Source organism: Streptomyces sp. NBC_01214 (assembly GCF_026340975.1).
GTDB lineage: Bacteria > Actinomycetota > Actinomycetes > Streptomycetales > Streptomycetaceae > Streptomyces.
This window is the reverse complement of record NZ_JAPEOS010000002.1, coordinates 510,041-533,721: the sequence shown is the minus strand read 5'-3', so window position 1 is coordinate 533,721 and position 23,681 is coordinate 510,041. Positions and strand designations below refer to the sequence as shown.

General features: G+C 71.4%; 23 protein-coding genes and 1 riboswitch. Of the genes, 12 read left to right on the top strand and 11 right to left on the bottom strand.

The window, feature by feature from the left end; translation table 11 throughout:
• Both sdhA and OG594_RS27325 read left to right on the top strand, forming a co-directional pair.
• On the top strand, positions 1 to 1,755 hold the full coding sequence (gene sdhA / locus OG594_RS27330) for a succinate dehydrogenase flavoprotein subunit (RefSeq protein ID WP_266604148.1): 1,755 nt from the start codon (positions 1 to 3) through the stop codon (positions 1,753 to 1,755).
• Positions 1,755 to 2,513 (top strand): succinate dehydrogenase iron-sulfur subunit, encoded by a 759-nt coding sequence (locus tag OG594_RS27325; protein WP_266604146.1) that lies wholly within the window; start codon positions 1,755 to 1,757, stop codon positions 2,511 to 2,513. Before sdhA ends, OG594_RS27325 begins: the two co-directional genes overlap by 1 nt.
• A 109-nt stretch (positions 2,514 to 2,622) precedes the next feature.
• Here the strand turns inward: OG594_RS27325 and OG594_RS27320 are convergent, their stop codons facing one another.
• Positions 2,623 to 5,040 (bottom strand): DUF4132 domain-containing protein, encoded by a 2,418-nt coding sequence (locus OG594_RS27320; RefSeq protein WP_266604144.1) that lies wholly within the window; start codon positions 5,038 to 5,040, stop codon positions 2,623 to 2,625.
• Positions 5,040 to 5,432 (bottom strand): hypothetical protein, encoded by a 393-nt coding sequence (locus tag OG594_RS27315; RefSeq protein ID WP_266604142.1) that lies wholly within the window; start codon positions 5,430 to 5,432, stop codon positions 5,040 to 5,042. The genes OG594_RS27320 and OG594_RS27315 overlap by 1 nt, the downstream gene beginning before the upstream one ends.
• A gap of 284 nt (positions 5,433 to 5,716) precedes the next feature.
• Between OG594_RS27315 and OG594_RS27310 the strand changes: the two genes are divergently transcribed.
• On the top strand, positions 5,717 to 5,890 hold the full coding sequence (locus tag OG594_RS27310) for a hypothetical protein (protein WP_266604140.1): 174 nt from the start codon (positions 5,717 to 5,719) through the stop codon (positions 5,888 to 5,890).
• Between the two features lie 56 nt (positions 5,891 to 5,946).
• Positions 5,947 to 6,507 carry a hypothetical protein gene (locus OG594_RS27305; protein WP_266604138.1) on the top strand — a complete coding sequence of 187 codons (561 nt, stop codon included), beginning with the start codon at positions 5,947 to 5,949 and terminating at the stop codon, positions 6,505 to 6,507.
• Here the strand turns inward: OG594_RS27305 and OG594_RS27300 are convergent.
• Together OG594_RS27300 and OG594_RS27295 are read right to left on the bottom strand one after the other, a co-directional pair.
• Positions 6,483 to 8,477 carry a sigma-70 family RNA polymerase sigma factor gene (locus OG594_RS27300; protein WP_266604136.1) on the bottom strand — a complete coding sequence of 665 codons (1,995 nt, stop codon included), beginning with the start codon at positions 8,475 to 8,477 and terminating at the stop codon, positions 6,483 to 6,485. The two genes, OG594_RS27305 and OG594_RS27300, sit on opposite strands and share 25 nt — an antisense overlap.
• A gap of 74 nt (positions 8,478 to 8,551) precedes the next feature.
• A complete protein-coding gene (locus tag OG594_RS27295; protein WP_266606590.1) occupies positions 8,552 to 8,875 on the bottom strand; it encodes a YciI family protein in 324 nt (107 codons plus the stop codon).
• Between the two features lie 145 nt (positions 8,876 to 9,020).
• Between OG594_RS27295 and OG594_RS27290 the strand changes: the two genes are divergently transcribed.
• The 4 genes from OG594_RS27290 (at position 9,021) to OG594_RS27275 (ending at position 11,379) form a co-directional block, all read left to right on the top strand.
• Complete coding sequence (locus OG594_RS27290) at positions 9,021 to 9,686, top strand: DUF998 domain-containing protein (protein ID WP_266604134.1); 666 nt, start codon at positions 9,021 to 9,023, stop codon at positions 9,684 to 9,686.
• 80 nt (positions 9,687 to 9,766) lie between these two features.
• Positions 9,767 to 10,171, top strand: a complete 405-nt coding sequence (locus tag OG594_RS27285; RefSeq protein ID WP_266604132.1) for a hypothetical protein — start codon at positions 9,767 to 9,769, stop codon at positions 10,169 to 10,171.
• Between the two features lie 3 nt (positions 10,172 to 10,174).
• Positions 10,175 to 10,603: a thiol-disulfide oxidoreductase DCC family protein gene (locus tag OG594_RS27280; protein WP_266604125.1), complete on the top strand. Its 429-nt coding sequence runs from the start codon at positions 10,175 to 10,177 to the stop codon at positions 10,601 to 10,603.
• An 11-nt stretch (positions 10,604 to 10,614) separates the two neighbouring features.
• Positions 10,615 to 11,379, top strand: coding sequence for a TetR/AcrR family transcriptional regulator (locus tag OG594_RS27275; RefSeq protein ID WP_266604123.1), 765 nt, complete (start codon positions 10,615 to 10,617; stop codon positions 11,377 to 11,379).
• 18 nt (positions 11,380 to 11,397) lie between these two features.
• Here the strand turns inward: OG594_RS27275 and OG594_RS27270 are convergent, their stop codons facing one another.
• The 3 genes from OG594_RS27270 to OG594_RS27260 all read right to left on the bottom strand — a co-directional run bounded on the left by OG594_RS27270 (position 11,398) and on the right by OG594_RS27260 (position 14,632).
• Positions 11,398 to 12,954 carry an ABC transporter substrate-binding protein gene (locus OG594_RS27270; RefSeq protein WP_266604121.1) on the bottom strand — a complete coding sequence of 519 codons (1,557 nt, stop codon included), beginning with the start codon at positions 12,952 to 12,954 and terminating at the stop codon, positions 11,398 to 11,400.
• A 122-nt stretch (positions 12,955 to 13,076) separates the two neighbouring features.
• A complete protein-coding gene (locus OG594_RS27265) occupies positions 13,077 to 14,333 on the bottom strand; it encodes a metallophosphoesterase (RefSeq protein WP_266604119.1) in 1,257 nt (418 codons plus the stop codon).
• Complete coding sequence (locus tag OG594_RS27260) at positions 14,330 to 14,632, bottom strand: SCO4848 family membrane protein (protein ID WP_266604117.1); 303 nt, start codon at positions 14,630 to 14,632, stop codon at positions 14,330 to 14,332. Before OG594_RS27260 ends, OG594_RS27265 begins: the two co-directional genes overlap by 4 nt.
• 121 nt (positions 14,633 to 14,753) lie before the next feature.
• Here OG594_RS27260 and OG594_RS27255 point away from each other — a divergent pair, with 121 nt between their 5' ends.
• From OG594_RS27255 to OG594_RS27245, 3 genes are all read left to right on the top strand, one after another.
• Positions 14,754 to 15,983: a D-alanyl-D-alanine carboxypeptidase family protein gene (locus OG594_RS27255; protein ID WP_266604115.1), complete on the top strand. Its 1,230-nt coding sequence runs from the start codon at positions 14,754 to 14,756 to the stop codon at positions 15,981 to 15,983.
• A 217-nt stretch (positions 15,984 to 16,200) separates the two neighbouring features.
• Positions 16,201 to 17,115, top strand: coding sequence for a hypothetical protein (locus tag OG594_RS27250; RefSeq protein WP_266604113.1), 915 nt, complete (start codon positions 16,201 to 16,203; stop codon positions 17,113 to 17,115).
• Positions 17,116 to 17,174: 59 nt separating this feature from the next.
• Entirely contained in the window at positions 17,175 to 17,603 is a 429-nt protein-coding gene (locus tag OG594_RS27245; RefSeq protein WP_266604111.1) for a hypothetical protein, read from the top strand.
• Between the two features lie 69 nt (positions 17,604 to 17,672).
• Here OG594_RS27245 and OG594_RS27240 read toward each other — a convergent pair whose 3' ends face one another.
• The 4 genes from OG594_RS27240 to glyA all read right to left on the bottom strand — a co-directional run bounded on the left by OG594_RS27240 (position 17,673) and on the right by glyA (position 22,204).
• Positions 17,673 to 18,593 carry a YihY/virulence factor BrkB family protein gene (locus OG594_RS27240; RefSeq protein WP_266604109.1) on the bottom strand — a complete coding sequence of 307 codons (921 nt, stop codon included), beginning with the start codon at positions 18,591 to 18,593 and terminating at the stop codon, positions 17,673 to 17,675.
• A gap of 202 nt (positions 18,594 to 18,795) precedes the next feature.
• A complete protein-coding gene (locus OG594_RS27235) occupies positions 18,796 to 19,422 on the bottom strand; it encodes a 2'-5' RNA ligase family protein (protein ID WP_266604107.1) in 627 nt (208 codons plus the stop codon).
• 97 nt (positions 19,423 to 19,519) lie between these two features.
• Complete coding sequence (gene trpS / locus OG594_RS27230) at positions 19,520 to 20,533, bottom strand: tryptophan--tRNA ligase (RefSeq protein ID WP_266604106.1); 1,014 nt, start codon at positions 20,531 to 20,533, stop codon at positions 19,520 to 19,522.
• 402 nt (positions 20,534 to 20,935) lie between these two features.
• Complete coding sequence (glyA, locus tag OG594_RS27225) at positions 20,936 to 22,204, bottom strand: serine hydroxymethyltransferase (RefSeq protein WP_266604104.1); 1,269 nt, start codon at positions 22,202 to 22,204, stop codon at positions 20,936 to 20,938.
• A 34-nt stretch (positions 22,205 to 22,238) separates the two neighbouring features.
• Positions 22,239 to 22,329: riboswitch (ZMP/ZTP riboswitch) on the bottom strand.
• Between the two features lie 132 nt (positions 22,330 to 22,461).
• Between glyA and rocD the strand changes: the two genes are divergently transcribed.
• Positions 22,462 to 23,667, top strand: a complete 1,206-nt coding sequence (rocD, locus tag OG594_RS27220) for an ornithine--oxo-acid transaminase (RefSeq protein WP_266604102.1) — start codon at positions 22,462 to 22,464, stop codon at positions 23,665 to 23,667.
• Positions 23,668 to 23,681: the final 14 nt, after the last annotated feature.

Sequence of the window (23,681 nt, the reverse complement as noted above, 5' to 3'; positions counted from 1 at the left end):
ATGAAGATCCACAAGTACGACACCGTCATCGTCGGCGCGGGTGGCGCGGGCATGCGCGCCGCCATCGAGTCGACGAAGCGCAGCCGCACCGCGGTGCTGACGAAGCTCTACCCCACCCGCTCCCACACGGGCGCCGCGCAGGGCGGCATGGCCGCCGCGCTGGCCAACGTGGAAGAGGACAACTGGGAGTGGCACACCTTCGACACGGTCAAGGGTGGTGACTACCTGGTCGACCAGGACGCCGCCGAGATCCTGGCGAAGGAGGCCATCGACGCCGTCCTCGACCTGGAGAAGATGGGCCTGCCGTTCAACCGCACCCCGGACGGCACCATCGACCAGCGCCGCTTCGGCGGTCACTCGCGCAACCACGGCGAGGCCCCGGTCCGCCGGTCCTGCTACGCCGCGGACCGCACCGGTCACATGATCCTCCAGACGCTGTACCAGAACTGCGTCAAGGAGGGCGTGGAGTTCTTCAACGAGTTCTACGTCCTGGACCAGCTCCTGGTCGAGGAGGACGGCGTCAAGAAGTCGGCCGGTGTGGTCGCGTACGAGCTCGCCACCGGCGAGATCCACGTGTTCCAGGCCAAGGCCGTCATCTACGCCTCCGGCGGCACCGGCAAGTTCTTCAAGGTGACCTCCAACGCGCACACCCTCACGGGTGACGGCCAGGCGGCCTGCTACCGCCGCGGCCTGCCGCTGGAGGACATGGAGTTCTTCCAGTTCCACCCGACGGGCATCTGGCGCATGGGCATCCTGCTGACGGAGGGCGCCCGCGGTGAGGGCGGCATCCTCCGCAACAAGGACGGCGAGCGCTTCATGGAGAAGTACGCGCCGGTCATGAAGGACCTCGCGTCCCGTGACGTCGTCTCGCGCTCCATCTACACCGAGATCCGTGAGGGCCGCGGCTGCGGTCCGGCCGGTGACCACGTGTACCTGGACCTGACGCACCTGCCGCCGGAGCAGCTCGACGCGAAGCTCCCGGACATCACCGAGTTCGCGCGCACCTACCTGGGCATCGAGCCGTACACGGACCCGATCCCGATCCAGCCCACCGCGCACTACGCCATGGGCGGCATCCCGACCAACGTCGAGGGTGAGGTCCTGGCGGACAACACCACCGTCGTCCCGGGCCTGTACGCGGCCGGCGAGGTCGCGTGCGTGTCGGTGCACGGCGCGAACCGCCTCGGCACCAACTCGCTGCTGGACATCAACGTCTTCGGCAAGCGCTCCGGCATCGCCGCCGCGAAGTACTCCCAGGAGAACGACTACGTCGAGCTCCCGGAGAACCCGGCGCAGCAGGTCGCCGACCTCGTCGAGCACCTGCGCAACTCCACGGGCAACGAGCGGGTCGCCGAGCTGCGTCTGGAGCTCCAGGAGACGATGGACGCGTGCGTGATGGTGTTCCGCACGGAGCAGACCATCAAGACCGCGGTCGAGAAGATCGCGGAGCTGCGCGAGCGCTACAAGAACGTGTCCGTCCAGGACAAGGGCAAGCGCTTCAACACGGACCTGCTGGAGGCCATCGAGCTGGGCAACCTGCTCGACCTGGCCGAGGTCATGGCCGTGTCCGCGCTGGCGCGCAAGGAGTCCCGCGGCGGTCACTACCGCGAGGACTACCCGAACCGCGACGACGTCAACTTCATGCGCCACACCATGGCGTACCGCGAGGTCGGCGACGACGGCAAGGATTCCGTCCGGCTGGACTACAAGCCCGTCGTCGTCACCCGCTACCAGCCGATGGAGCGTAAGTACTGATGGCCACTCCCACCCTGGACAAGATGGAGGCGGCGTCCGCCGCCTCGCCGTTCATCACGGTCACCTTCCGGATCCGCCGGTTCAACCCGGAGATCTCGGAAGAGTCGGTCTGGCAGGACTTCCAGGTCGAGATCGACCCGAAGGAGCGCGTGCTCGACGGTCTCCACAAGATCAAGTGGGACCTCGACGGCACGCTGACCTTCCGTCGCTCGTGCGCGCACGGCATCTGCGGCTCCGACGCGATGCGGATCAACGGCAAGAACAGGCTCGCCTGCAAGACGCTGATCAAGGACATCAACCCGGAGAAGCCAATCACCGTCGAGGCCATCAAGGGCCTCACGGTGATGAAGGACCTCGTCGTCGACATGGAGCCCTTCTTCCAGGCGTACCGCGACGTCATGCCGTTCCTGGTCACCAAGGGCAACGAGCCGACGCGCGAGCGCCTGCAGTCCGCCGAGGACCGCGAGCGCTTCGACGACACCACCAAGTGCATCCTGTGCGCCGCGTGCACGTCCTCGTGCCCGGTGTTCTGGAACGACGGCCAGTACTTCGGCCCGGCGGCGATCGTCAACGCGCACCGCTTCATCTTCGACTCGCGTGACGAGGCCGGCGAGCAGCGGCTGGAGATCCTGAACGACAAGGACGGCGTGTGGCGCTGCCGCACGACCTTCAACTGCACCGACGCGTGCCCCCGTGGCATCGAGGTCACGAAGGCGATCCAGGAAGTCAAGCGTGCGCTGATCACGCGCCGCTTCTAGCCTTCTCGACGCGCGACTCCGTCCGTCGGTCTCGGCTGAGACCGGCGGACCGCGAGGGCCCCGTCCCCGGTTCGTCCGGGGGCGGGGCCCTCGTCGTTCCCCCGGGACCTCAGCGGCGGAGCTGGCCGGTGATCGTCGGATCGGTGATCTCCGTGTCCTTCGCGAGGAGCATCGCCTTGGAGAGGACGACCGCGAGGGTCCGGTCGCCCTCGAAGGGCAGATAGCCGGTCTCGGGGGCACGGGAGGCACCCGGAACGATGCACAGGTACTGGTCGTTCGGCGTCATCAGGACGTTGCCCGAGCCGAGATGGATCTTGTACGTGCGCAGCTCGCCCCGCACGTGCAGGAAACGGCCCGCGACGGTGCAGCGGTCGGCGATGGCCAGCCGCGGCACCAGCCGCTCCAGCAGCACCCGCCGGGTCTCGGCGCTCTGGTTCAGCTCACCGAAGCCGTACGAGGTCCAGTACGCGCGCAAGCGCCCCTCGGGCCCGCCGTCGGACCAGGCCGGATCGTTGCCGATGCTGGCCACGCCCACGAAGAGGTCGACGTCCCGCAGCACCTCGCTCAGCACCAGCGCCGGTATCTCCGCCAGCGGCAGCGGGTCGACGGGGTCCCGGCCGTCGCGCGCCCCCGTCGCGTGGTCGCCGCCGTACGTGCCCTCCTCGTTCTGCGGGGCATCGATCGGGTAGAAGCGCACCTGGTCGGTCCGCAGCCGCAGGTAGCTCCCGGACTCGGTGGTGTCGACCCCGTACTCCTGCCCGTCGCCCTCGATCCAGTACTCGGCGCGCAGCCCCCAGTGCGGCATCTCCCGGACGGCCGGCGGGGCGCCGTCGCCCACGCACAGGCGCAGCCTGTTGCGCCAGCCCCGGGCCGCTGCCAGCGCGTGGAACTGGTGCTGGCGCAGGACGTGCGCGGCGAAGCGGTTGGAGTAGTTGCCCGTGTTCCGCTCGGCGTCGGTCAGCAGGTACACCTCGCGGTGGGCCTGCTTGAAGGGCTGCGTCACGGCGTACCGCTCCAGCCAGTGCCGCCAGGCGACCACCTCGGCGGGCTCCCTGCCGACGGGGTGCCACAGCTCGACGGTGGCCCGCGCGGTGTCCTGGTCCAGGGGGGCGCCCGTGAGGGTGCGCAACTCTCCGTCCGCGAAGCCGACGGCCGTGCCGTCCACGGTCCAGATCAGCCGCCGCGCCAGGGTCCCGACCAGCGGGTGGTCCAGGTACCGCTCGCGCCAGTGCCCGTACGCCCACCGGCGCAGGGCCAGGAACTGCCCGTCCAGCCGCTCCGCCTGCGCGGACAGTGCCTTGTCGATGTCCTTGACCGTGGCCTTGAGCTCCTTGAGCTCCTCCGCGTGGTCCCGGCGCACGGTGGCGGGGACGCTCTTGAGCTGCTTGCCGGCGGCGTTGCGCCAGCCGACGGCGACCCTGCTTCCGCGCACCTCCAGCAGCGCGGTGGCCTCTCCCAGCCGGAACTCGGCCCGGCCCACCCCGGTCAACCCGTGTGCGGATACGGCGAGTTCCTCGATCTCCTCGCGGCTCAGGCCGAGCGCGGCGGCCCGCGCACCCAGGGCGGTGTCGATGAACCTGGCCGTGCCCTTGTACGTCACCCGGGTTCCCAGGCGGGCCAGTTCGGCTAGGGCGGCGTCACCCTCGATCCTGGCCAGGGCGTTGACGGCGGCGTTGGCGACCTTCGGGTTGCGCGGCCCCATCCCGGCGACCTTGCGCAGCGCGCTCTGCGCCAGTGCGCCGAGCGCACGGACGGTGTCGGGGTGCGGCGGGAGGAAGGACAGCAGCCAGGCCAGGCCGCGCAGGGCGTTGGCGTTGAAGGGGTCGAAGGCGTGGTTGACGTCCGGTTCGTACGGGCCGCGCTCCAGCTCGATGGTCCGGGGCCGCCCGACGAGGGCCAGCCAGGCCACCACGGCCTCGCGCACGGCGTCGCCGCCGAGGCGGGCCAGGAGCGCCCGGCCGCCCTTCTCCCACGCGGCGGAGGGCTTGGCGGCCTTGGCGGTCAGCGCGTACGCGAGCAGCTCGTGCCACCGCTCGTCCGCCATCGCCCGCTCCGCCCATTCCTCACCGGCGTTGAGTACGGGCGCGGTGAGCTGTGCGGCGAACCCGGCGAGGGTGCCGGCGCCGTCCGCGCTCATGGCGCTGCGCCGGACGGCCGCGATGACGGCCGGGGCGAGCGTGCGCCCGGCGGCGACCTCGGCCTGGGCGAAGGCCTCGCACCGGTCCGCGTACCAGAAGCAGTGGGTCCGGGAGATGCGCTCCAGCTGGGCGGCCCGCTCGTCCGGCAGCGGCAGACCGTCCAGGCCCTGGCCGACGAGCACGATCTGCGTCAGCAGCTTCGCCTGCACCGGCTCGGTGTCGCACTGTCGCCGGTAGCGGTCGGCGAACTCCTCCACCAGCAGGCGCCGGTCCCGCTCCGGAAGCCGCCGCAGCGCGTCGAGCTGCTCCTGGTAGACGTGGTTCGGGGTCGAGCGGGCCAGGGCCGCGCGGAGGAACCTGCGCGCCGCCACCGCGACGTCCCGCGTCATCAGCCACCCACCAGCGCGACGAGCTTCAGGAACGTGACCTCGACACCGGGCGGAAGGGCGATCTCCTCGTCCAGAGAGACGATCTGACGGTCCCCCACCAGCACCAGGAAGCCGTTGCGCTCGAACGCCTTCAGGGCCAGTTCGGTCTGCTTCTGCGGATCGATGCGGCGCGGCGTCCGCAGGGCGTACCCGTTCAGGGCCCGCTCAGCCCCCTCCGGCCGCACCAGCCCCTGGAAGACCTCGGAGCGCTGCGCGTGGTACTCCGCGACCTCCTGGAAGACCCTGCGCCGGATCAGCTCGCGCAGCGCGAGCCGCTCCTCGGCCATATCGAGCGCCCAGCCGTCGCCGCGGCTGCCGGCGGTCGTCTCGTCGACGAAGGTCACCATTCCCATGCGCTCGACCGTAGGGGTGAGCACTGACAACGGGCCGTGCGGTCCCGCAGCGGCGGTCAGGGGCCGCTCGGGGGGGGCGGCCAGGGGGCTTCACCCATGGTCGGTGGATCTTCCCCGCAGCAGGCTCTCGGACACGACGAAGACCCTGTACGCCGCTCCCGCCACCGCCCGCCCGACCCGCTGGACCGCCCTGGTCCTCGCGGGCGCGGCCCTCGTGCCCGTCACCGCCGGCACCGTCCGCCCGCACGCACCAGACGGTCGACACCGCCGCACTGACCGCGCTGATGAAGCCCGGCACCGTCGTCCGGGGCAGGACCGGCTCCATGGGCCGCTCCACGAGCAGGGTGTTCGCCACCGGGGGCGGCCGCCACACGGTCGTCCATTCCCTCCTTCCGGTGGGCGAGGACCGCGAGTTGATGCGGAAGCACGTCACGGCCCTGGTCGGCGCGGCGCTCTGACCTGGGTTGCGGGACAGGGGGTACGGGGCGGAGGTCCCTGTGGAAGGATCGGCTGCATGAGCGAGCAGCAGCCGAATCCGTACACGAGCGACCCCGCCGGCCAGGGCGGTCAGCCGGGCATGCCCGCCACGCCCGGTCAGGGTGACTACAAGTGGGGTCCGGGCGAGGCCAGTTACGGCTACCCGCAGCCCTACCCGGGCCCGCCGGCCTACCAGCCGACCATCGGCGGCGCCGGCATCCCGACCCCCGCCTACCACCCCGCCGCTCCGGTCGGCGGCGCGGGTCTGTCCCTCGGTGACATCACCATCGCCGGGGACCAGATCATCACCCCCTCGGGCAACATGCCGCTCAGGGGCGCGATGTGGAACGCGACCGACTTCTCGCGCACCGAGGAGAAGATCCCGCCGCACGCGATCGTGCTCGCGATCGTCTTCTTCATCTTCTGCCTGCTCGGCCTGCTCTTCCTGCTGATGAAGGAGAAGACCACCACCGGCTACATCCAGGTCACGGTCACCAGCGGTGGCCGCCACCACTCCACGATGATCCCGGCGGTGGACGCGTACACCTACCAGTGGGTGATGGGCCAGGTGAACTACGCGCGGTCGCTGAGCATGTGAGGCGCGCGCTCCGCCGCGCGGTGCCTGAGCCGGCCCAGCGTGTAGCCGGCGGCCGCCGGATCCAGGGACCTGGTGGCCTCTTTGAAGAGGTACTCGGCCCGCTCATAGGAGAGGCGGCGCCGGCCCGTGTCCGGGCAGAGGTCGGCCGGTGCGGGCGTCCGGCCCGGTCCGGGCCGCCGGTCGGAGAGGAACACCGGGCCCCGGGTCCGGCCGGCCAGCAGCCCGGGCAGGAGACGGGCGGTCTCCGAGCGCCAGCTCACCCAGGTACGGCCGGCCGGAGCCCGGCGGTCCGCCAGGTCCAGGTCCTCGACGTTCAGTGAGAGGACCGCCTTCACCCCGGCCCCCGACTCGTACAGGAGCCGCCACAGCGTCCGTTCGCGCAGCGGCAGGTCCGGGCGGCCGCAGAGCACGTCGAGCTGGGCGGGGCCCAGCGTCGGCGCCCGGGAGCCGGTCTTCTCCGCACGCCGCTCCAGCCCGGCCGCGAGATCGGCCAGGTGGGCCCAGGAGCCGAAGGACCGCACGGCCGAGCGGTGCCGGTTCCAGGTCCTGGCCGCCGCCCCGCCCCAGGCCGTCGCGAAGACGCCGGCCACCTGGTCGGCCGTCAGGGAGGCCAGCGGTCGCCGGTCGCCGAGGGCCAGGCGCAGCCTGCGGAGGGTCTGTCCGTAGGAGCGGACCGTCGCCGGGTCCAGCTCGCCGCGGGCGAGGAAAGCGCGTGCGGCCGCCCCGAGCGTGGGACCGGTCGGGTCCGCGTCGACGATCGCGTCCGCGCGCCGCTCCAGGAAGGCGCGCTCGGCGGCGTTGCGGGTGAGGGCTGCCGCCCGGTGGAACTCCAGCCGCGCTTCCTGGTGCCGGTCGAGGCGCGCCAGCAGGTCTCCCCTGACGCTCGGCAGGAGGTGGTAGTCGCGCAGTGCGGGATCGGCGGCAAGGGAGTCGACCAGGTCCAGGCCGGCCTGGGGGCCGTGGGCCATCCCGAGCGACACGGCCCGGTTGAGCTGGACGACCGGCGTCGGCAGCAGCTGCGCCAGGGCCCCGTACAGGCCGGCTATCCGGGCCCAGTCGGTGTCCTCGGCGGTGGCGGCCTGCGCATGGCACACGGCTATCGCCGCCTGGAGGAGGTACGGGCCGGGCGACGTACCGCCGACCTGTCGGGCGCGCAGCATCGCGGTGAACCCGCGGCGGATGAGCAGCTGGTCCCAGCGTCCGCGGTTCTGCTCGTGCAGCTGTACGGGCTCGCCCGCCGGGCCGGTGCGCGCGGCCGAGCGGGAGGCCTGGATCTCCATCAGGGCCACGAGTGCGTGCACCTCGGCCTCATGGGGCGCCAGTTCCGCCAGCAGCCGGCCCAGCCGCAGGGCTTCGAGGCAGAGCCCGGGCCGCATCAGGTCGTCGCCCGAGGTCGCCGAGTAACCCTCGTTGAAGATCAGGTAGATGACCTCCAGGACGGACGAGAGGCGTTCGGTCAGCTCGGCTTCCTCCGGCAGGTCGAAGGGCACGCGTTGCTCGGCCAGCGTCCGCTTGGCGGCGGCGATGCGCCGGTCGATCGCGGCCCCGGTGACGAGGAAGGCGCGGGCGATCTCCGCGGTCGTCAGGCCGCCGAGCAGCCGGAGCGTCAGTGCGGCCCTGGCCCCGGTCGGCAGTACGGGGTGGCAGGAGATGAGCATCAGCCGCAGGACGTCGTCCTGTTCGGGTTCCCGTTGCCGTTCCAGCTCGTGGGCGAGCTGTTCCTGCTTGTGCGTCAGCCGCCGGTCGCGCCGGATGTGGTCGACCGCCCGCCGCTTGGCCGTGGTCGTCAGCCAGGCGCCGGGGTTGTCGGGGATGCCCGCGACGGGCCACTGTTCGAGTGCGGCGACGAGCGCGTCCTGGGCCAGTTCCTCGGCGAGGCCGACGTCGTGGACCATCCGCGTGAGCCCGGCGATGATCTTCGCGGACTCCAGCTTCCATACGGCGTCGATCGTGCGATGGGTGTCCGGCACGGGCACGATCACAGCACCGGCCCCGGCTCGCACGCAAGCCGGGGCCGGACGCGGGGCGCGGCAGCGCCGGCGGTTCAGGGACCGAAGACCTGCTGCACCACGCTCTCGCCGTCGCCGACGATCCGGCGGAAGCGGCGGGCCAGTTCGATCGCCTCCTCCTTGGAGCGGACCTCGATCAGGGCGAAACCGGCCACGGCCTCCTTGGCCTCGGCGAACGGCCCGTCCGTCACGGTGATCTCGTTCCCGAGCGACGTCACCAGGACGCCGCCCGGCTCCAGGCCGCCGGTCGCCAGTAGGACACCGGCCGCCGACAGTTCCTCGATGAACCGGCCCATCTCGGCGTACAGGTTCTCGTCGGGGGCGGTGTCGGAAGGCCGGGTCGTCATCAGGTAGCGCATGGGGTCCCTCTTCTCGGTCGTGCGGTGCTTCTCGACCACACGTCGAACGGGGCGGTGTGACAGGGAACGGTCGCCGTTCCCCGTCACATTGCCGGATCGACGTGTCGGCGAGAACCGGAAACGACCGAGGAGAGAGGCACCCGCCATGACCACCACCACCTCCGCCCCCGAGACCCGCACCCGCACCCGGGCCGCCACCCGCTCCCTGCTCACCTGCGCGGTCGTGGCGACCCCCCTGTGGGCCGCCGTCGCCCTGCCCCAGGCCGCCCTCCGCGAGGGCTTCGACATCACCCGCCACCCCCTGAGCGCCCTGAGCAACGGCTCCCTGGGATGGCTCCAGATCACCAACTTCCTGATCGTCGGAGTCCTGCTCGCCGTGGGAGCGACCGGCCTGCGCCGGGCCCTGCACGGCGAGCCCGGTGGCACCTGGGCGCCGCGCCTGGTGCGCGTCGCCGGCGTCGGCATGATCGCCGCGGGGGTGTTCGTCATGGACCCGGCCGGCGGCTTCCCCGCGGGCACCCCCTACGGGCAGCCCGCCACCCTCACCTGGCACAGCTACGCCCACTTCGCCGCGGGATCGATCACCTTCCTCTCGCTGATCGCCGCCTGCTTCGTCCTGGGCCGCCGCTTGGGCCGCGCCGGCGAGCGTCGGTACGCCCTGCTCGCCCGCGCCGGCGGCACCGCCCTCCTGCTCGGCAACGGCTGGGCCATGGGCGGCGGCAGGGCCGGCACGCTCACCCTGGCCGTCGGCGTCATCACCGCGATGCTCTCGATCTCCTTGATCGCGAACCGCTTCCGCAGTGCCCACTGACCATCACTTGAACTTGTTCAAAAAGGGGTCTACAGTCAGCCCTGTCAGCAGTTTGAACACGTTCAAAGGGGCCGAAGGCCATGGACCTGACCGTCGTCACGTACGTCATCTACCTGCTCATCAGCATCGCCCTGACCATCTGGGTGGCCCGCACGCTCAGCCGCAACGGCCGTGTCTTCATCGGTGACGTCCTGCACGGGAACGAGAAGCTCGCGGACGCCGTCAACCAGCTCCTCGTGGTCGGCTTCTACCTCGTGAACATCGGCTTCGTGACCCTCTACCTCCGCTCGAGCGAGGAGGTCCAGACCCCCCGCGCCCTCTTCGAGGCGCTCTCGGTCAAGCTCGGCGTCGTCCTCCTGGTCCTCGGCGTCATGCACCTCGGGAACGTGTGGGTGCTGAACAAGATGCGCCGCCGCGGGATCATGGAGCGCCAGCAGACCCCGCCCGTCCCCCCGCAGGCGTGGACCGCACCGGTCGGGGCCTGAGCCGTGACGACCGCCGCCGCGCCCGTGCGGAAACTGACCGTCCTCTACGACGCCGGCTGCCCGCTCTGCGTGCACATCCGGCACTGGCTGCTCGCGCAGCGGTGGCTGGTCCCGCTCGCCCTGGTCCCCGCCGCCTCCTGGGAGGCGCGGCGGCGGTTCCCCCGCCTCGACCACGCGTCGACGCTGCGGGAGATCACCGTCGTCGGGGACACGGGGCAGGTGTGGACCGGGACCGACGCCTTCATCGTGTGCCTGTGGGCGCTGGTCGAGCACCGGCCGAAGGCCAACTGGCTGGCCACCCCGGCCGGCCGGCCCTTCGCCCGGGCGGCCATGCACACCGCCTCCGCCTGGCGGCAGGCCGTGCGCACCGAGGGTTACCCGGAGTCCGCCGAGGGGCCGGCCTGTGACGACGAGTGCTCCGTCCCCCGATAGGCTCATACACCGTGACTGATCAGAAGGCTCCCAAGAGCGAGCAGACCCGCACGCTCATCCTCGAAACCGCGCTCCGCCTCTTCCAGGAACGCGGCTTCGACAAGACGACGATGCGGGGTATCGCGAAGGAGGCCGGCGTCTCGGTCGGCAACGCCTACTACTACTTCGAGTCGAAGGAACACCTGGTCCAGGGGTTCTACGACCGGATCGGCGCCGCCCACCAGGCCGCGGTCCGGCCCATCCTGGACAACGAGACCGATCTGCAGAAGCGGTACGCGGGCGTGTTGACGGCCTGGCTGGACATCGCCGCCCCATACCACGAGTTCGCCTCCCAGTTCTTCAAGAACGCGGCTGACCCGGAGAGTCCGCTCAGCCCGTTCTCGCCGGAATCGGAAGCGGCGCGCAAGGCTGCGATCGACATCCACCGCGAAGTGCTGGCCGGCGCGAAGACCAAGGTGCCGGCCGAGCTGGCCGACGTCCTGCCCGAGCTGATGTGGCTCGCGCAGATGGGCCTGGTCCTGTACTGGGTCTTCGACCGCTCGCCGAACAGCGAGAAGACGCGGCGGCTCGCCGAGCGCGGTGCGCAGCTGACGACGCGGGGCATCGTGCTGGCCCGCTTCCGGGTGCTGCGGCCGCTGGTGCGGGAAGTCCACGAGCTGTTCGCGGACTTCCTGCCGGGCATGGCCCAGACGGCCACGGCGGGGGCCCGGCGCAGGGCCTCGGACCCGTATCCGGACCCGGAGAAGGACCCGGATCCGCAGGAGGACCCCGCGTAGCCGCCGGGAACGCGACGGCTACAGCCAGTCGAGTTCCCACAGGCGCCAGACGCCGGTGCCGTCGGACAGGTACTGGGCTCCGGTGACGTCCTCGCGGGACATCACGTAGTCCTTCTTCTGCCAGATCGGCACCATCGGGGCCTGCTGGGCGACCAGCTTCTGGAGGTCGCGGAACTCGGTGGCCGCCTCGCTCCGCTCCGCGTGGGACTGGGTGCGGGCGATCAGCTCGTCGACCTGCTTGTCGGAGAAGCCGTTGTTCATGGACGAATCGGCACCGACGAGCGGGGCGAGGAAGTTGTCCGCGTCGGGGAAGTCCGCGATCCAGCCGATGGTGTAGACGTCGAACTCGCCCGCCGCGTACGCCTTCTGGAAATCGCTCCACACCTCGACCGGCTTGATCGTCACCTGGAAGAGGCCGGTGGACTCCAGCTGGCGCTTGAGCTCCTCGGCCTCGGGCAGGTTCGCGCCGCGCACGTTCACGCCGAGGTTGAGGCGGACGGGTCCGGTGATCCCGGCGTCCTTGAAGAGCTTCTTGGCGGTGGCGAGGTTCGGGGCCGGGTAGGCGTCGAAGAACGGCGTGCTGTGGCCGGCGATGCCCGCCGGGACCAGGGAGTACAACGGGGTGACGGTCCCCAGGTGGACCTCTGCGGCCACCTTGGCGCGGTCGAGGACGGCGGCGACGGCCTGGCGGACGGCGAGCGGGGCCGCGGTGGAGCCGGGGCGGACGTTGAAGACGATGGAGCGGGTCTCGCTGCCGCCGGAGGCCTGGTAGCGGGTGTCCTTCAGGCCCGGGTTGAGGCCGGCGAGCACGGCGGGCGGCATGTCCCGGTGCGCGACGTCGATCTGGTGGGCCTTCCAGGCCCGGTCGAGCTGCTCGGAGTCCTTGAAGTACTTGACGGTGACGGGCGTGTGGGCCGGCTTGCCCTGGCCCTTGTACGAGCCGTTGGGCTTGAGTTCGACGCTCGTACCGGCCTTGTAGCCGCCCAGCGTGTACGGGCCGGAGCCGTCCGCCTTGCCGTCCTCGCGCAGGGACTTCGCCGGGTACTCGTCCTTGTCGACGATCGAGGCGGCGCCCGTCGCGATCTTGAAGGGGAAGGTGGAGTCGCCGGCGGAGAGGTTGAAGGTGACCGTGCGCCCCTCCGCCTTGACCGACTCCAGGGTGTTGAAGAGCGGAGCCGGCCCCTGGTCGGAGTTGATCGCCTTGATGCGGTCGAAGGAGTGCTTGACGTCCTCGGCGGTGATGGTGCGGCCGCCCGCGAACTTCACGTCGGGGCGGAGCTCGCACGTGTAGGTGGTGAGCTTCTGGCCCACGAACCCGCAGGAGGCGGCGGCGTCCGGCACGGGGGCGTCGGAGCCGGGCTTGATGGTCAGCAGCGACTGGTAGATGTTGCTGAACAGGGCCCAGGAACCGGCGTCGTACGCCCCGGCGGGGTCGAGGGAGGAGACGACGTCACTCGTACCGACCCGGACGGCACCGCGGCCGCTCCCGTCCTCGGGCAACAACTGCCAGACACCCACGCCGACCACGCCGAGGACCAGCCCGGCCGCGATTATCTTCGAGCGGACAGACCGCATCCCCTGAACCCCACCCCATGACCGAAGACAGCGACGCGCTGTCCGATTAACGGTCATCCCATCACGGAATTTTGGCCTCCGGAAGGCTAGTTGGGGTGAAGGCGCCGGGTGCTTGGCGCGGATCAGGCCTGAAATGAGGCGAGTTCGACGACGGTGATGTCGGACGGTGCCCCCACCCGGACCGGGGGACCCCACGCTCCGGCCCCGCGGGACACGTAGAGCTGGGTGTCTCCGTAGCGCTCCAGACCGGCGACGGTGGGATTGGCGAGCTCCGCGAGGTAGTTGCCGGGCCAGAGCTGGCCGCCGTGGGTGTGGCCGGAGAGCTGGAGGTCGACGCCGTGTCGGACGGCGTCGTGGATGACGACGGGCTGGTGCGCGAGGAGCACGGCGGCCCGCGTCCGGTCCCGGTCGCCGAGGGCCGCCCGGAAGTCGGGGCCGCTCCCCTCCCGCTCCCCCTGGATGTCGTTGACCCCGGCGAGGTCGAAGTGCGGCAGCTCGCGGCGGGCGTTCTCCAGCGGGTTCAGCCCCAGCTCGCGGACGTGGTCGATCCACTGCTGGGCGCCCGAGAAGTACTCGTGGTTCCCGGTCACGAAGTACGAGCCGTGGCGGGCGGCGAGCCGGCGCAGCGGCTCCGCGGCGGGCCCGAGGTCGGGGACGCTGCCGTCGACGAGGTCGCCGACGATGGCGATGAGGTCGGGCTGGGTGCGGTTGACGGTGTCCACGATGCGCTGGGTGTGGGCGCGGCCGAGCACCGGGCCGAGGTGGACGTCGCTGACGACGGCGATCCGGAAGCCGTGTGCCGCGCGCGGCAGTTTGGCGAGGGGGACCCGCACCCGCTTCACGCTCGGCCCGCGCAGGACCCCGTGGGTACCGGCCCCGACCGTGCCGAGGGCCACGGCGGCGGCCGTCCCGCCGACCGTACGGGCGACGAACCGGCGACGGCTCAGCCCGGCGCCCGCGGCGGGCCGCTCGGCGGTGGCCGGGACGGCCGCGGGCGCCGCCGCGGCGGGCACCTCCACGGGCTCGGGCCGGTCGGCCACCGGTCGGGCGGTATCACGGTGGGCCAGACGGCGCAGCCACAGCGCGCGGATCGGCTCCGCGACCAGCATCGTCAGGGTCAGGTACAGGAGTACCGCGAGCCAGAGGTACCCGGGCCAGGCCACCGTCTGCTGGAGCCAGAAGGGGGCGCCCGCGCGGCCCGTGGTGAGCGCGGCCACGGAGAGGAGGGGCAGGCCGATGGCCAAGGCCGTACCGATGCGCCGGGTCCGGCCGCCGGGGGCGGTGGTGTCGCGGACCAGGCGGATCCAGAGCCAGCGGTGGACCAGGACCAGCAGGGCGCAGACCGCCAGGGCGACGAGTGCGAAGACCAGGACCGTCATGCCGAGGTGCCCCGGTCCGGACGGTCCGCCCCGCCCGCCCCGCCCGCACCGTCCGTACGTGACGAACGCCGCAGGGCGAGGACGCTGCGCAACCCGATCAGACCGACCGCCGTCCCCAGGAGAAAGGACGTCACCGCGAGCGTCAGGTGCACCCAGAAGTAGGAAGTGGGATCGCCGGCCGCATCGAAGGCAAGACCACTGCCGTTCTTCCACAGGTTCCGGACGAAAGACACCCAGATGAACCAGCTCCACACGCCGAAGGCGAGCAGGAACCAGGAGGCGGTACGACTGAGTCTCATGCCTTCAGTATCGGATTCGTCCCCAGGACGGACGCGCCGGGGTGGGCTGTCCCGGGGTTGGTTGCCTGGAAATGGCCGGTCCGCTGCGCTCTCCAGCTCATCGGGATGTACTTTCACCTGGGTGTCTGCCAAGACGACCGCGCTGACGGTCCTTTCCGCCGCGTTGCTGGCGCCCGCCCTGCTGGTGGCCCCCGCGCACGCCGCGCCGACCCCGCCGGCCGACGCAAAGGGCCAGCCGGCCCCGGCACCGCCCGTCTCGATGTCCACGGTCGGCGGCTCCCTGCTCGGCCAGCCGGGGACCCAGGTGAACCTGCTGCCGGGCGCTCCGGCGCTGCCGGCGAACCTCACCGGGCGGTCGTGGATCGTGGCGGACGCCGAGTCCGGCGAGGTGCTGGCCGCGCACAACGCGCACTGGCGGCTGCCCCCGGCCTCGACCATGAAGATGCTCTTCGCGGACACCGTGCTGCCGGGCCTGCCGAAGGACCAGGTCCACAAGGTCACCGACAAGGACATGGAGGGCGTGGGCCCGGGCAGCAGTCTGGTCGGCGTCAAGGAGGACCTCGAGTACTCCGTCCACGACCTGTGGCTCGGGGTCTTCCTGCGGTCGGGGAACGACGCCGTGCACGTGCTTTCGGCCATGAACGGCGGCGTCGAGAAGACCGTCAAGGACATGCAGGCCCACGCCGAGGAGCTACAGGCCCTGGACACCCACGTCGTGTCCCCCGACGGGTACGACGCCCCGGAGCAGGTGTCGAGCGCGTACGACCTGACGCTGGTCGCCCGCTCCGGACTACAGAAGCAGGACTTCAGGGAGTACTGCGGCACGGTGAGCGCGAAGTTCCCCGGACTCCAGGAGGCCGGGAAGCCGCGGGACTACTTCGAGATCCAGAACACCAACCGGCTGATGACGGGTGCCGGCGGCATCGCCCCCTACAAGGGCATCGCCGGAGTGAAGAACGGCAACACCACCATGGCCGGCTCCACCTTCACCGGCGCCGCCCAGCAGGGTTCGAGGAAGCTGCTGGTCACGGTGATGAATCCGGGAGCGGGCGGCGCGAACTCGGTCTACGAGGAGACGGCCGCGCTCTTCGACTGGGGTTTCGCGGCGGCCGGGAAGGTCAAGCCGGTGGGTGAGCTGGTGCCGCCGAAGAGCGCGGACACCTCCTCGCACGGCTCTCCAGCGCAGTCGCACGAGAACGACCCGGCGGCGGCCGGCAAGGAGCCGGGCGGCGGCGCGGGCACCGCACTGGCCGTCGCGGGCGGTGTGCTGGCCGTACTGGCGGGCGGCGCCTTCGTCGTCAACCGCCGCTGGCCCCGCGGACGCCGCGGCCGGGGCGAAGAGCTGATCTGAGACCGCAGGAGCCGGACCCGGACCCCGCACCCCGCACCGCCCCGACCGCCCCCCGACCGCTCCTGCGGTCGGGGGGCGGTCGGGCGTCATGGCCCCGGAGCCGCGCTAGCCGGGTTCCCGCAACCGCACCACCTATCAACTCACAGGTTCACCAGAGGACTTCGGCAGGGTTTGCTCGCTCACGTCGGCATGAAGCCGTCGGGAAGGGGGTCCTCCCATGCGGAGGAGATGGTCGGCCGTCGTCATGGTGGCCTGTGCGGTCGTGGTGGCCTGCGGCGCGCTGCTGGCCGTGGCAGCCCGGACCGACCTCCCGGCCGACGGCGCCGGGCGGCGGACCCCGGCGCGCGCCCTGGAGACCGCCGAGCTGAACGTGCTCCACACCGCGGGAGAACTGCTCGTACAGGACTGCATGCGGGCGCAGGGATTCTCGTACTGGCCGGTCCCGCGCGTGCCGCACCCGGACTGGCGGGACTTCCCGTACGGCGTGGACGACGTGGACTGGGCCCGCGGCCACGGGTTCGGGCGCCGGATCGAGCGGCAACTGGACGAGGAGGCGGCGGCGGGCCCGCGCGGCCGGTACCAGAGCGGGCTCTCCGCAGAGCGGCTGGAGGCTCTGGGGGTGGCCCTCATGGGACCCGATGCGAAGGGGCTGGCGGTCGAGAACCCGGGCGGGGGCACGCTGAGCCACAGCGACCGGGGCTGCATCACCGCGTCGTGGCGGCAGCTCTACGGGGACGTGCGCCTCTGGTACGGCTCCAGCGAGACCGTGAAGCAGCTCGGCGCGGTGCGCACCGGCCGGGTCAACCAGGACCCGGCCTTCCGAACGGCGGTGGCCGGGTGGAGCGAGTGCGTCGGACGGCGCGGTTTCCCGGCCGTGCACCCGGTCCAGCAGCGCGACGAACAACTGGCACGGACCGGTCCGGCCGCCGAGGCCGACGACGTACCGATGGCCACCGCCCAGGCCGAATGCGCCCGCTCGACCGGCCTCGCCGACACCGCACAGGACCTGCACCGGCGCTATTCGGACATGATCCGCGCCGAGAACGGGGCCGCCTTCGACGCCATGCGGCGGTTGCAGGTGGCGGCCCTGCCCACAGCTCGCGATGTGGTCGCCCGGCACGCCGGGAGCTGACATCGCGTACCGCCGACCGGCGGTGAACCATGTACGGCACTCATTGGGAGGGACCCCAGATGAACAAGCTCAGGACGCTCCTCGCGGGGCTCGCGATCGCCGGTGCGGCGGTGGTGGCCGTTCCGACCGCGGCGCAGGCCGACGGCGGCTGCGGATACACGAACTTCTGTGCCTACTCGGACGATTACAACTACCTCTACCAGAACGCCGGCAACTCCAACGACTGGCCCTACCAGGTCAAGAACAAGGTCGACTGGGTCCGCAACAGCGGCAGCGCCGGCGGCCGCGACCACGTCAACATCTACTACAACGAGAACAACACCGGCGCCTACGCCTGCATCGGCTACGGCACCGAATGGAACCTGCGGGGCAACGCACAGTTGTTCAACTGGACCCGCAACGGCGACGCCAGCGGTCAGTGGAAGGCCGTCCACGACAACGCCGCCTCGCACCGGTGGGTGTACGGCTGCGGCAACGGCACCTGGTAGAGCGTCCCTCCGGCACCACCCGGTGGCGCACCGGGCCCCACACCGGTGCGCCACCGGCACGCGCCTCCCCTACGCCGTCTTCTTCTCCTCGACGGCCGGGGGGTCTTCCGCGCCGTCGCCGTCCGCGTCGTCGCCGTCCGCGTCGTCGCGCGTGGCCGTCCAGGACGAGACGTACAGCAGCAGTTTCGCCGTGAAGTTGATCCAGAGCAGCAGGGCGATCGGTACGCCGAAGGCCCCGTACATGCTCTTCGCGGCGACCTCCCGCATATAGCCGCTGAGCAGCAGTTTCAGCAGTTCGAAGCCGGCCGCGCCGATGAGGGCCGCCTGGATCAGGCGGCCGCGCGGCGGTTCGACGCCCGGGAGCAGGGTCAGGACGTAGAGCAGCAGCAGGAAGGCGGCCACGACGCCGACGAGGAAGGCGAGGGAGCGCAGCAGCGCGCCGCCCGCGCCCTCGCGGGGGATGTCCAGCCATTCGGCGGTCTTCCCGACCGCGCTGGATCCGAGGATGGAGGCGGCGGCGGAGGCCAGGCCCACGCCGCCGAGGCCGATGAGGACGAGCGCGTCCTTGCCCTTGCGGGCGATCGGGTTGCCGTCGTCCTCGTCGTCCTTCTCCCACACCGCGCGCAGGCAGTCCCGCATCGAGCCCACCCAGCTGACACCGGTCAGGAGCAGGAGGGCGCCGGCGACGAGCCCGACCGTGCCGGCGTTGGCGACGAGCCCCTCGATGTTGAGCTGTTCGGAGATGCCGGGGACCTGTTCGGAGAGGTTCTTCTCCAGCTTGTCCAGCTGCTCCGGGCTGAGCAGCGCCGCGCCGATCGCGGCGGCCACGGTGATCAGCGGGAAGAGCGCGAGGAAACTGATGAAGGTGATCGCGGCGGCGAGGCGGGTCCAGTGCACCCGGTCGAGGCGTTCGTACGAACGCCACGCGTGCGTGCGCATCAGCCGGGCCGCGAGCGGCCCGATCACCGGGAGTTTCGTCAGCCAGTCCATGGGGTCACCGTAATTCAGCTGCCGGAAATAGCCGGGATTGTCGGTTCCGGCCGCTACGGTCGTCGATTGTGACTTTTCCCGAAACGCGCCCTACGGGTCGCCCGTTCCACACCCTGGTCCTGCGAAGGCTGAGATTCCGTGCCCGGCGCATCGCCCGGCTCCCCCTGACCCTGCGCCCGCCCCTGGCCCCGCGCCCGCTGCGTCAGGACGGCCCTGCGGTCGCTCCGGCGGCCCCGGCCGTTCCTGCTGCGGCCTCGGCGGCCTGGTCGGCGGGTGAGCCGGCCTGCGCCGGGACGCCGTTCGGCCCGCTCCCGAACGGGTACTCGCGCAGCTTGCGCCAGACCCCGTCCGAGCCCTGCTCGTAGAGGGCGAAGCCCTCGCAGACCCACTCGGCGGCGTACTCGGCGAGGGTCGTGAACGCCAGGTCCATCGCCTCCTCGGAGATCCCGTGGGCGACCGTGACGTGCGGGTGGTACGGGAACGCCAGCTCCCGGTCGAGCGGCCCCTGGGGGTCGCGGACCTCGCTCTGGAGGCGGGTGCAGCCCGACACCCCTTCGGCGATCTTGACGAAAACCACCGGCGAGAGGGGGCGGAAGGTTCCCGTGCCCGCCAGCCGCATCCGGAAGGCCCGGAAGGCGGCCGCGACCTCGACCAGGTGGGCCCTGATCGCGGGGAGCCGGTCCGCCTCCACCTCGGTGGGCGGGACGAGGGTGACGTGCGTGGGGATGCCGTGCGCGGCAGCGTCCCCGAAGCCCGCGCGCAGCTCCTGGAGCTGGCTGCCGTACGGCTCCGGGACCGCGATCGAAACGCCGAGCGTTACGGTCCCCACGTATCTCTCCTCCGCTTGTCGCTGTGGACTGCTGCCGCCCCAGTGTGGCGGCAGCACCCCCGTTCGTGCCAGGTCTCTCTGTCCGTAGTTGCGTTCGTCAGTGCTTGGCGGGCAGCAGACCGAGGCGGTCGTAGGCCTGTGCGAGCGTCTCGGCGGCGACCGCGCGGGCCTTCTCCGCGCCCTTGGCCAGGAGGGAGTCCAGCGTCTCCGGGTCGTCCAGGTATTCCTGGGTCCGCTTCTTGAACGGTGTGACGAAATCGACCATCACGCCGGCCAGGTCGGTCTTCAGCGCGCCGTAGCCCTTGCCCTCGTACTTGCCCTCCAGCTCGGCGATGGTCTCGCCCGTGAGGGTGGAGTAGATCGTGAGCAGGTTGCTGACGCCGGGCTTCTTCTCGGGGTCGAAGCGGATCTCGGCCTCGGTGTCGGTGACCGCGCTCTTGATCTTCTTCTCGGTGACCTTGGGCTCGTCGAGGAGGTTGATCAGGCCCTTGGGGGACGACGCGGACTTCGACATCTTGATCGCCGGGTCCTGGAGGTCGTAGATCTTCGCGACCTCCTTGACGATGTGCGCGGCGGGCAGGGTGAAGGTCCGGCCGTAGCGCTGGTTGAAGCGCTCCGCCAGGTCGCGGGTCAGCTCGATGTGCTGGCGCTGGTCCTCGCCGACGGGGACGGCGTTCGCCTGGTAGAGCAGGATGTCGGCGACCTGGAGGATCGGGTACGTGAACAGGCCGACGCTGGCGCTGTTGACCCCGCCCTTGGCGGACTTGTCCTTGAACTGGGTCATCCGGCTGGCCTCGCCGAAACCGGTGATGCAGTTCATGACCCAGCCGAGCTGCGCGTGCTCGGGCACGTGGCTCTGGACGAAGAGCGTGCAGCGCTCGGGGTCCAGGCCGGCGGCCAGCAGCTGGGCGGCGGAGAGGCGGGTGTTCGCGCGCAGATCCTTCGGATCCTGCGGCATGGTGATCGCGTGCAGGTCGACCACCATGTAGAAGGCGTCGTGCGTCTCCTGCAGGGCGACGTACTGGCGGATGGCTCCGAGGTAGTTCCCGAGGTGGAACGAACCGGAGGTGGGCTGGATGCCGGAGAGCGCGCGAGGACGATCAGAAGCCATGGCTTCATTCTCTCAGGTGCGGGGGCGGGCCCGTGCCCGCCGCCGGCCGGATCCCTCCGGGTCGCGGCGACCCCGTCCCTACGGCGCCGGGGTACCGGGCGGTAGCGGTGCGTCCGGATCCGGCCCCGGCCGAGCGACCGATTTCCGGGCCGGACCGGACCGGACCGGACCAACCCCGCTGCGCGGGACTCCGCTGGCGCCGCCCACACCCGCGCCTCACACGCCGGCGAGGCTGAACGGTGCGGCGGTGGTACCTGCCCGCACCCCGCGCCTCCGGCCGAGGGACGCCCTCACACGCCGGGCGGGCTGGAAAATCCAGCCCGCCCGGGGGCACCTCCCAGCGGTAGCCGGGGGAGTTTGGGGCGCGGGGTCTGGGGCGGAGCCCAGCAGCCGGGCCGCAGGTCAGGACAGCGGGAGCCCGGGGGCCGGGAAGGCGGCCATGAGGTCCGTCACCTCGGCACGGATCACGGCCAGCGCCTGCTCGTCCCCCTTCGCGGCGGCGTCCACGGACCGGGTGATCCAGTCGGCGACCTGTGGCATGTGGGCGACGCCCAGCCCCCGCGACGTCAGCGACGGCGTACCGATCCGCACCCCCGAAGGATCGAACGGCTTGCGCGGGTCGAACGGCACCGTGTTGTAGTTCACGACGATCCCCGCCCGGTCCAGGGCCTTCGCCGCGATCTTGCCCGGCACGTCCTTGCCCGTCAGGTCGATCAGGATCAGGTGGTTGTCCGTACCGCCCGAGACCAGGTCGAAGCCCCGCTCCAGCAGCGCCGCCGCCAGCGCCTTGGCATTGGCGACGACCGCGTGGGCGTACGACACGAAGGACGGCTGCGCGGCCTCGTGCAGCGCCACCGCGATACCGGCCGTCGTCTGGTTGTGCGGGCCGCCCTGCAGGCCCGGGAAGACCGCCTTGTCGATGGCCTTCGCGTGCTCCTCCCGACACATCAGCATCGCGCCCCGCGGACCGCGCAGGGTCTTGTGCGTGGTGGTGGAGATGACGTCGACGTGGTCCGCCGGGGACGGGTGCGCGCCGCCCGCGATCAGGCCCGCGATGTGGGCCACGTCCGCGACCAGGATCGAGCCCGCCTCGCGGGCGATCTCGGCGAAGGCGGCGAAGTCGATGGTCCTCGGCAGGGCGGTACCGCCGCAGAAGATCACCTTGGGCCGCTCGGCGAGGGCGAGGTCGCGCACCGCGTCGTAGTCGATGAGCCCGGTGTCGGCCCGGACGCCGTACTGCACGCCCCGGAACCAGGAGCCGGTCGCCGAGACGCCCCAGCCGTGGGTGAGGTGCCCGCCCATCGGCAGGGCCATGCCCATCACCGTGTCGCCCGGCTTCGCGAAGGCCAGGTACACGGCCAGGTTGGCCGGCGAGCCGGAGTACGGCTGCACGTTGGCGTGGTCCACGCCGAACAGGCCCTTGGCCCGCTCGATCGCCAGCGCCTCGACGCGGTCGATGTTCTGCTGGCCCTCGTAGTAGCGGCGGCCGGGGTAGCCCTCGCTGTACTTGTTCTGCAGCACGGTGCCGGAGGCTTCGAGGACGGCCGCGGACACGTAGTTCTCACTGGGGATCAGGCGCAGGGTCTGCGCCTGGAGCACTTCCTCCGCCGCGACGAACGAGGCCAGCTCGGGGTCGGCGGCGAACAGGGCGGGATGGCGGCTCGCGGACATGGCGGGCTCCTCCGGGGTCGATGTGATCGGTACCCCGCGAGGCCCAGGCGAGCGGCCCTGTATGCGGTCGAGCGCGCACGACTCCCCCGGAGTTGGTTCTCCGTACGCCAGTCGCCGTGCGTACCGCACACCTTAGCGGGCGCGCCGGAAGAGAGGTTTCTGCGTCCGCGATACGAGCGACGATAAGAAGGTGACGCCACCCTCGTCACTGTTTCACCCGGCGCTTCATCCCGCCCGGACGGACGATCGGAGACCCCGTGTCGACAACTGCTGATGCCATCCGCTCCGCCGACGCGCACAGCGCGCACAATTACCACCCGCTGCCCCTGGTCGTCGCGTCAGCGGAAGGCGCCTGGATGACCGATGTCGAGGGCCGCAGATACCTCGACATGCTCGCCGGGTACTCGGCCCTCAACTTCGGGCACGGCAACCGCCGTCTGATCGACGCGGCCCACGCCCAGCTGGAGCGGGTCACGCTCACCTCGCGCGCCTTCCACCACGACCGCTTCGCCGCGTTCTGTACCGAGCTCGCCGCGCTGTGCGGCAAGGAAATGGTGCTCCCCATGAACACGGGGGCGGAGGCCGTGGAGACGGCGGTGAAGACCGCCCGCAAGTGGGGCTACGAGGTCAAGGGCGTCCCGGACGGGCACGCCAAGATCGTGGTCGCCGCCGACAACTTCCACGGGCGCACCACGACCGTCGTCTCCTTCTCCACGGACCACGACGCCCGCGACCACTTCGGCCCGTACACGCCGGGCTTCGAGATCGTCCCGTACGGGGACCTCACCGCACTGGCCCGCGCCGTCACCGAGAACACGGTGGCCGTGCTGCTGGAGCCGATCCAGGGCGAGGCGGGGGTGCTGGTGCCGCCCGCCGGGTACCTGAGCGGCGTACGGGAGTTGACCCGCGAGCGGAACGTCCTGTTCATGGCGGACGAGATCCAGTCGGGGCTGGGGCGCACCGGCCGGACCTTCGCGTGCGAGCACGAGGGCGTCGTCCCGGACGTCTACATCCTCGGCAAGGCGCTCGGCGGCGGCGTGGTGCCGGTGTCGGCCGTGGTCGCCGACCGGGACGTGCTCGGGGTGTTCCGGCCCGGGCAGCACGGGTCCACCTTCGGCGGGAACCCGCTCGCGTGCGCGGTCGCGCTGGAGGTGATCGCGATGCTGCGGACCGGCGAGTTCCAGGGCCGCGCGACCGAGCTGGGCGAGCACCTGCACCGGCAGCTGAACCTGCTGGTCGGCGGGGGCGCGGTGACCGCCGTGCGCGGCCGCGGGCTGTGGGCGGGCGTCGACATCGACCCGTCGCGGGGCACCGGCCGGGAGATCTCCGAGAAGCTGATGGAGCTCGGAGTGCTGGTGAAGGACACCCACGGGTCGACGATCCGGATCGCCCCGCCGCTGGTGATCAGCAAGGAGGACCTGGACTGGGGCCTCGACCAGCTCCGGTCGGTGCTCGGCGCCTAGGACGGACCGCGTAC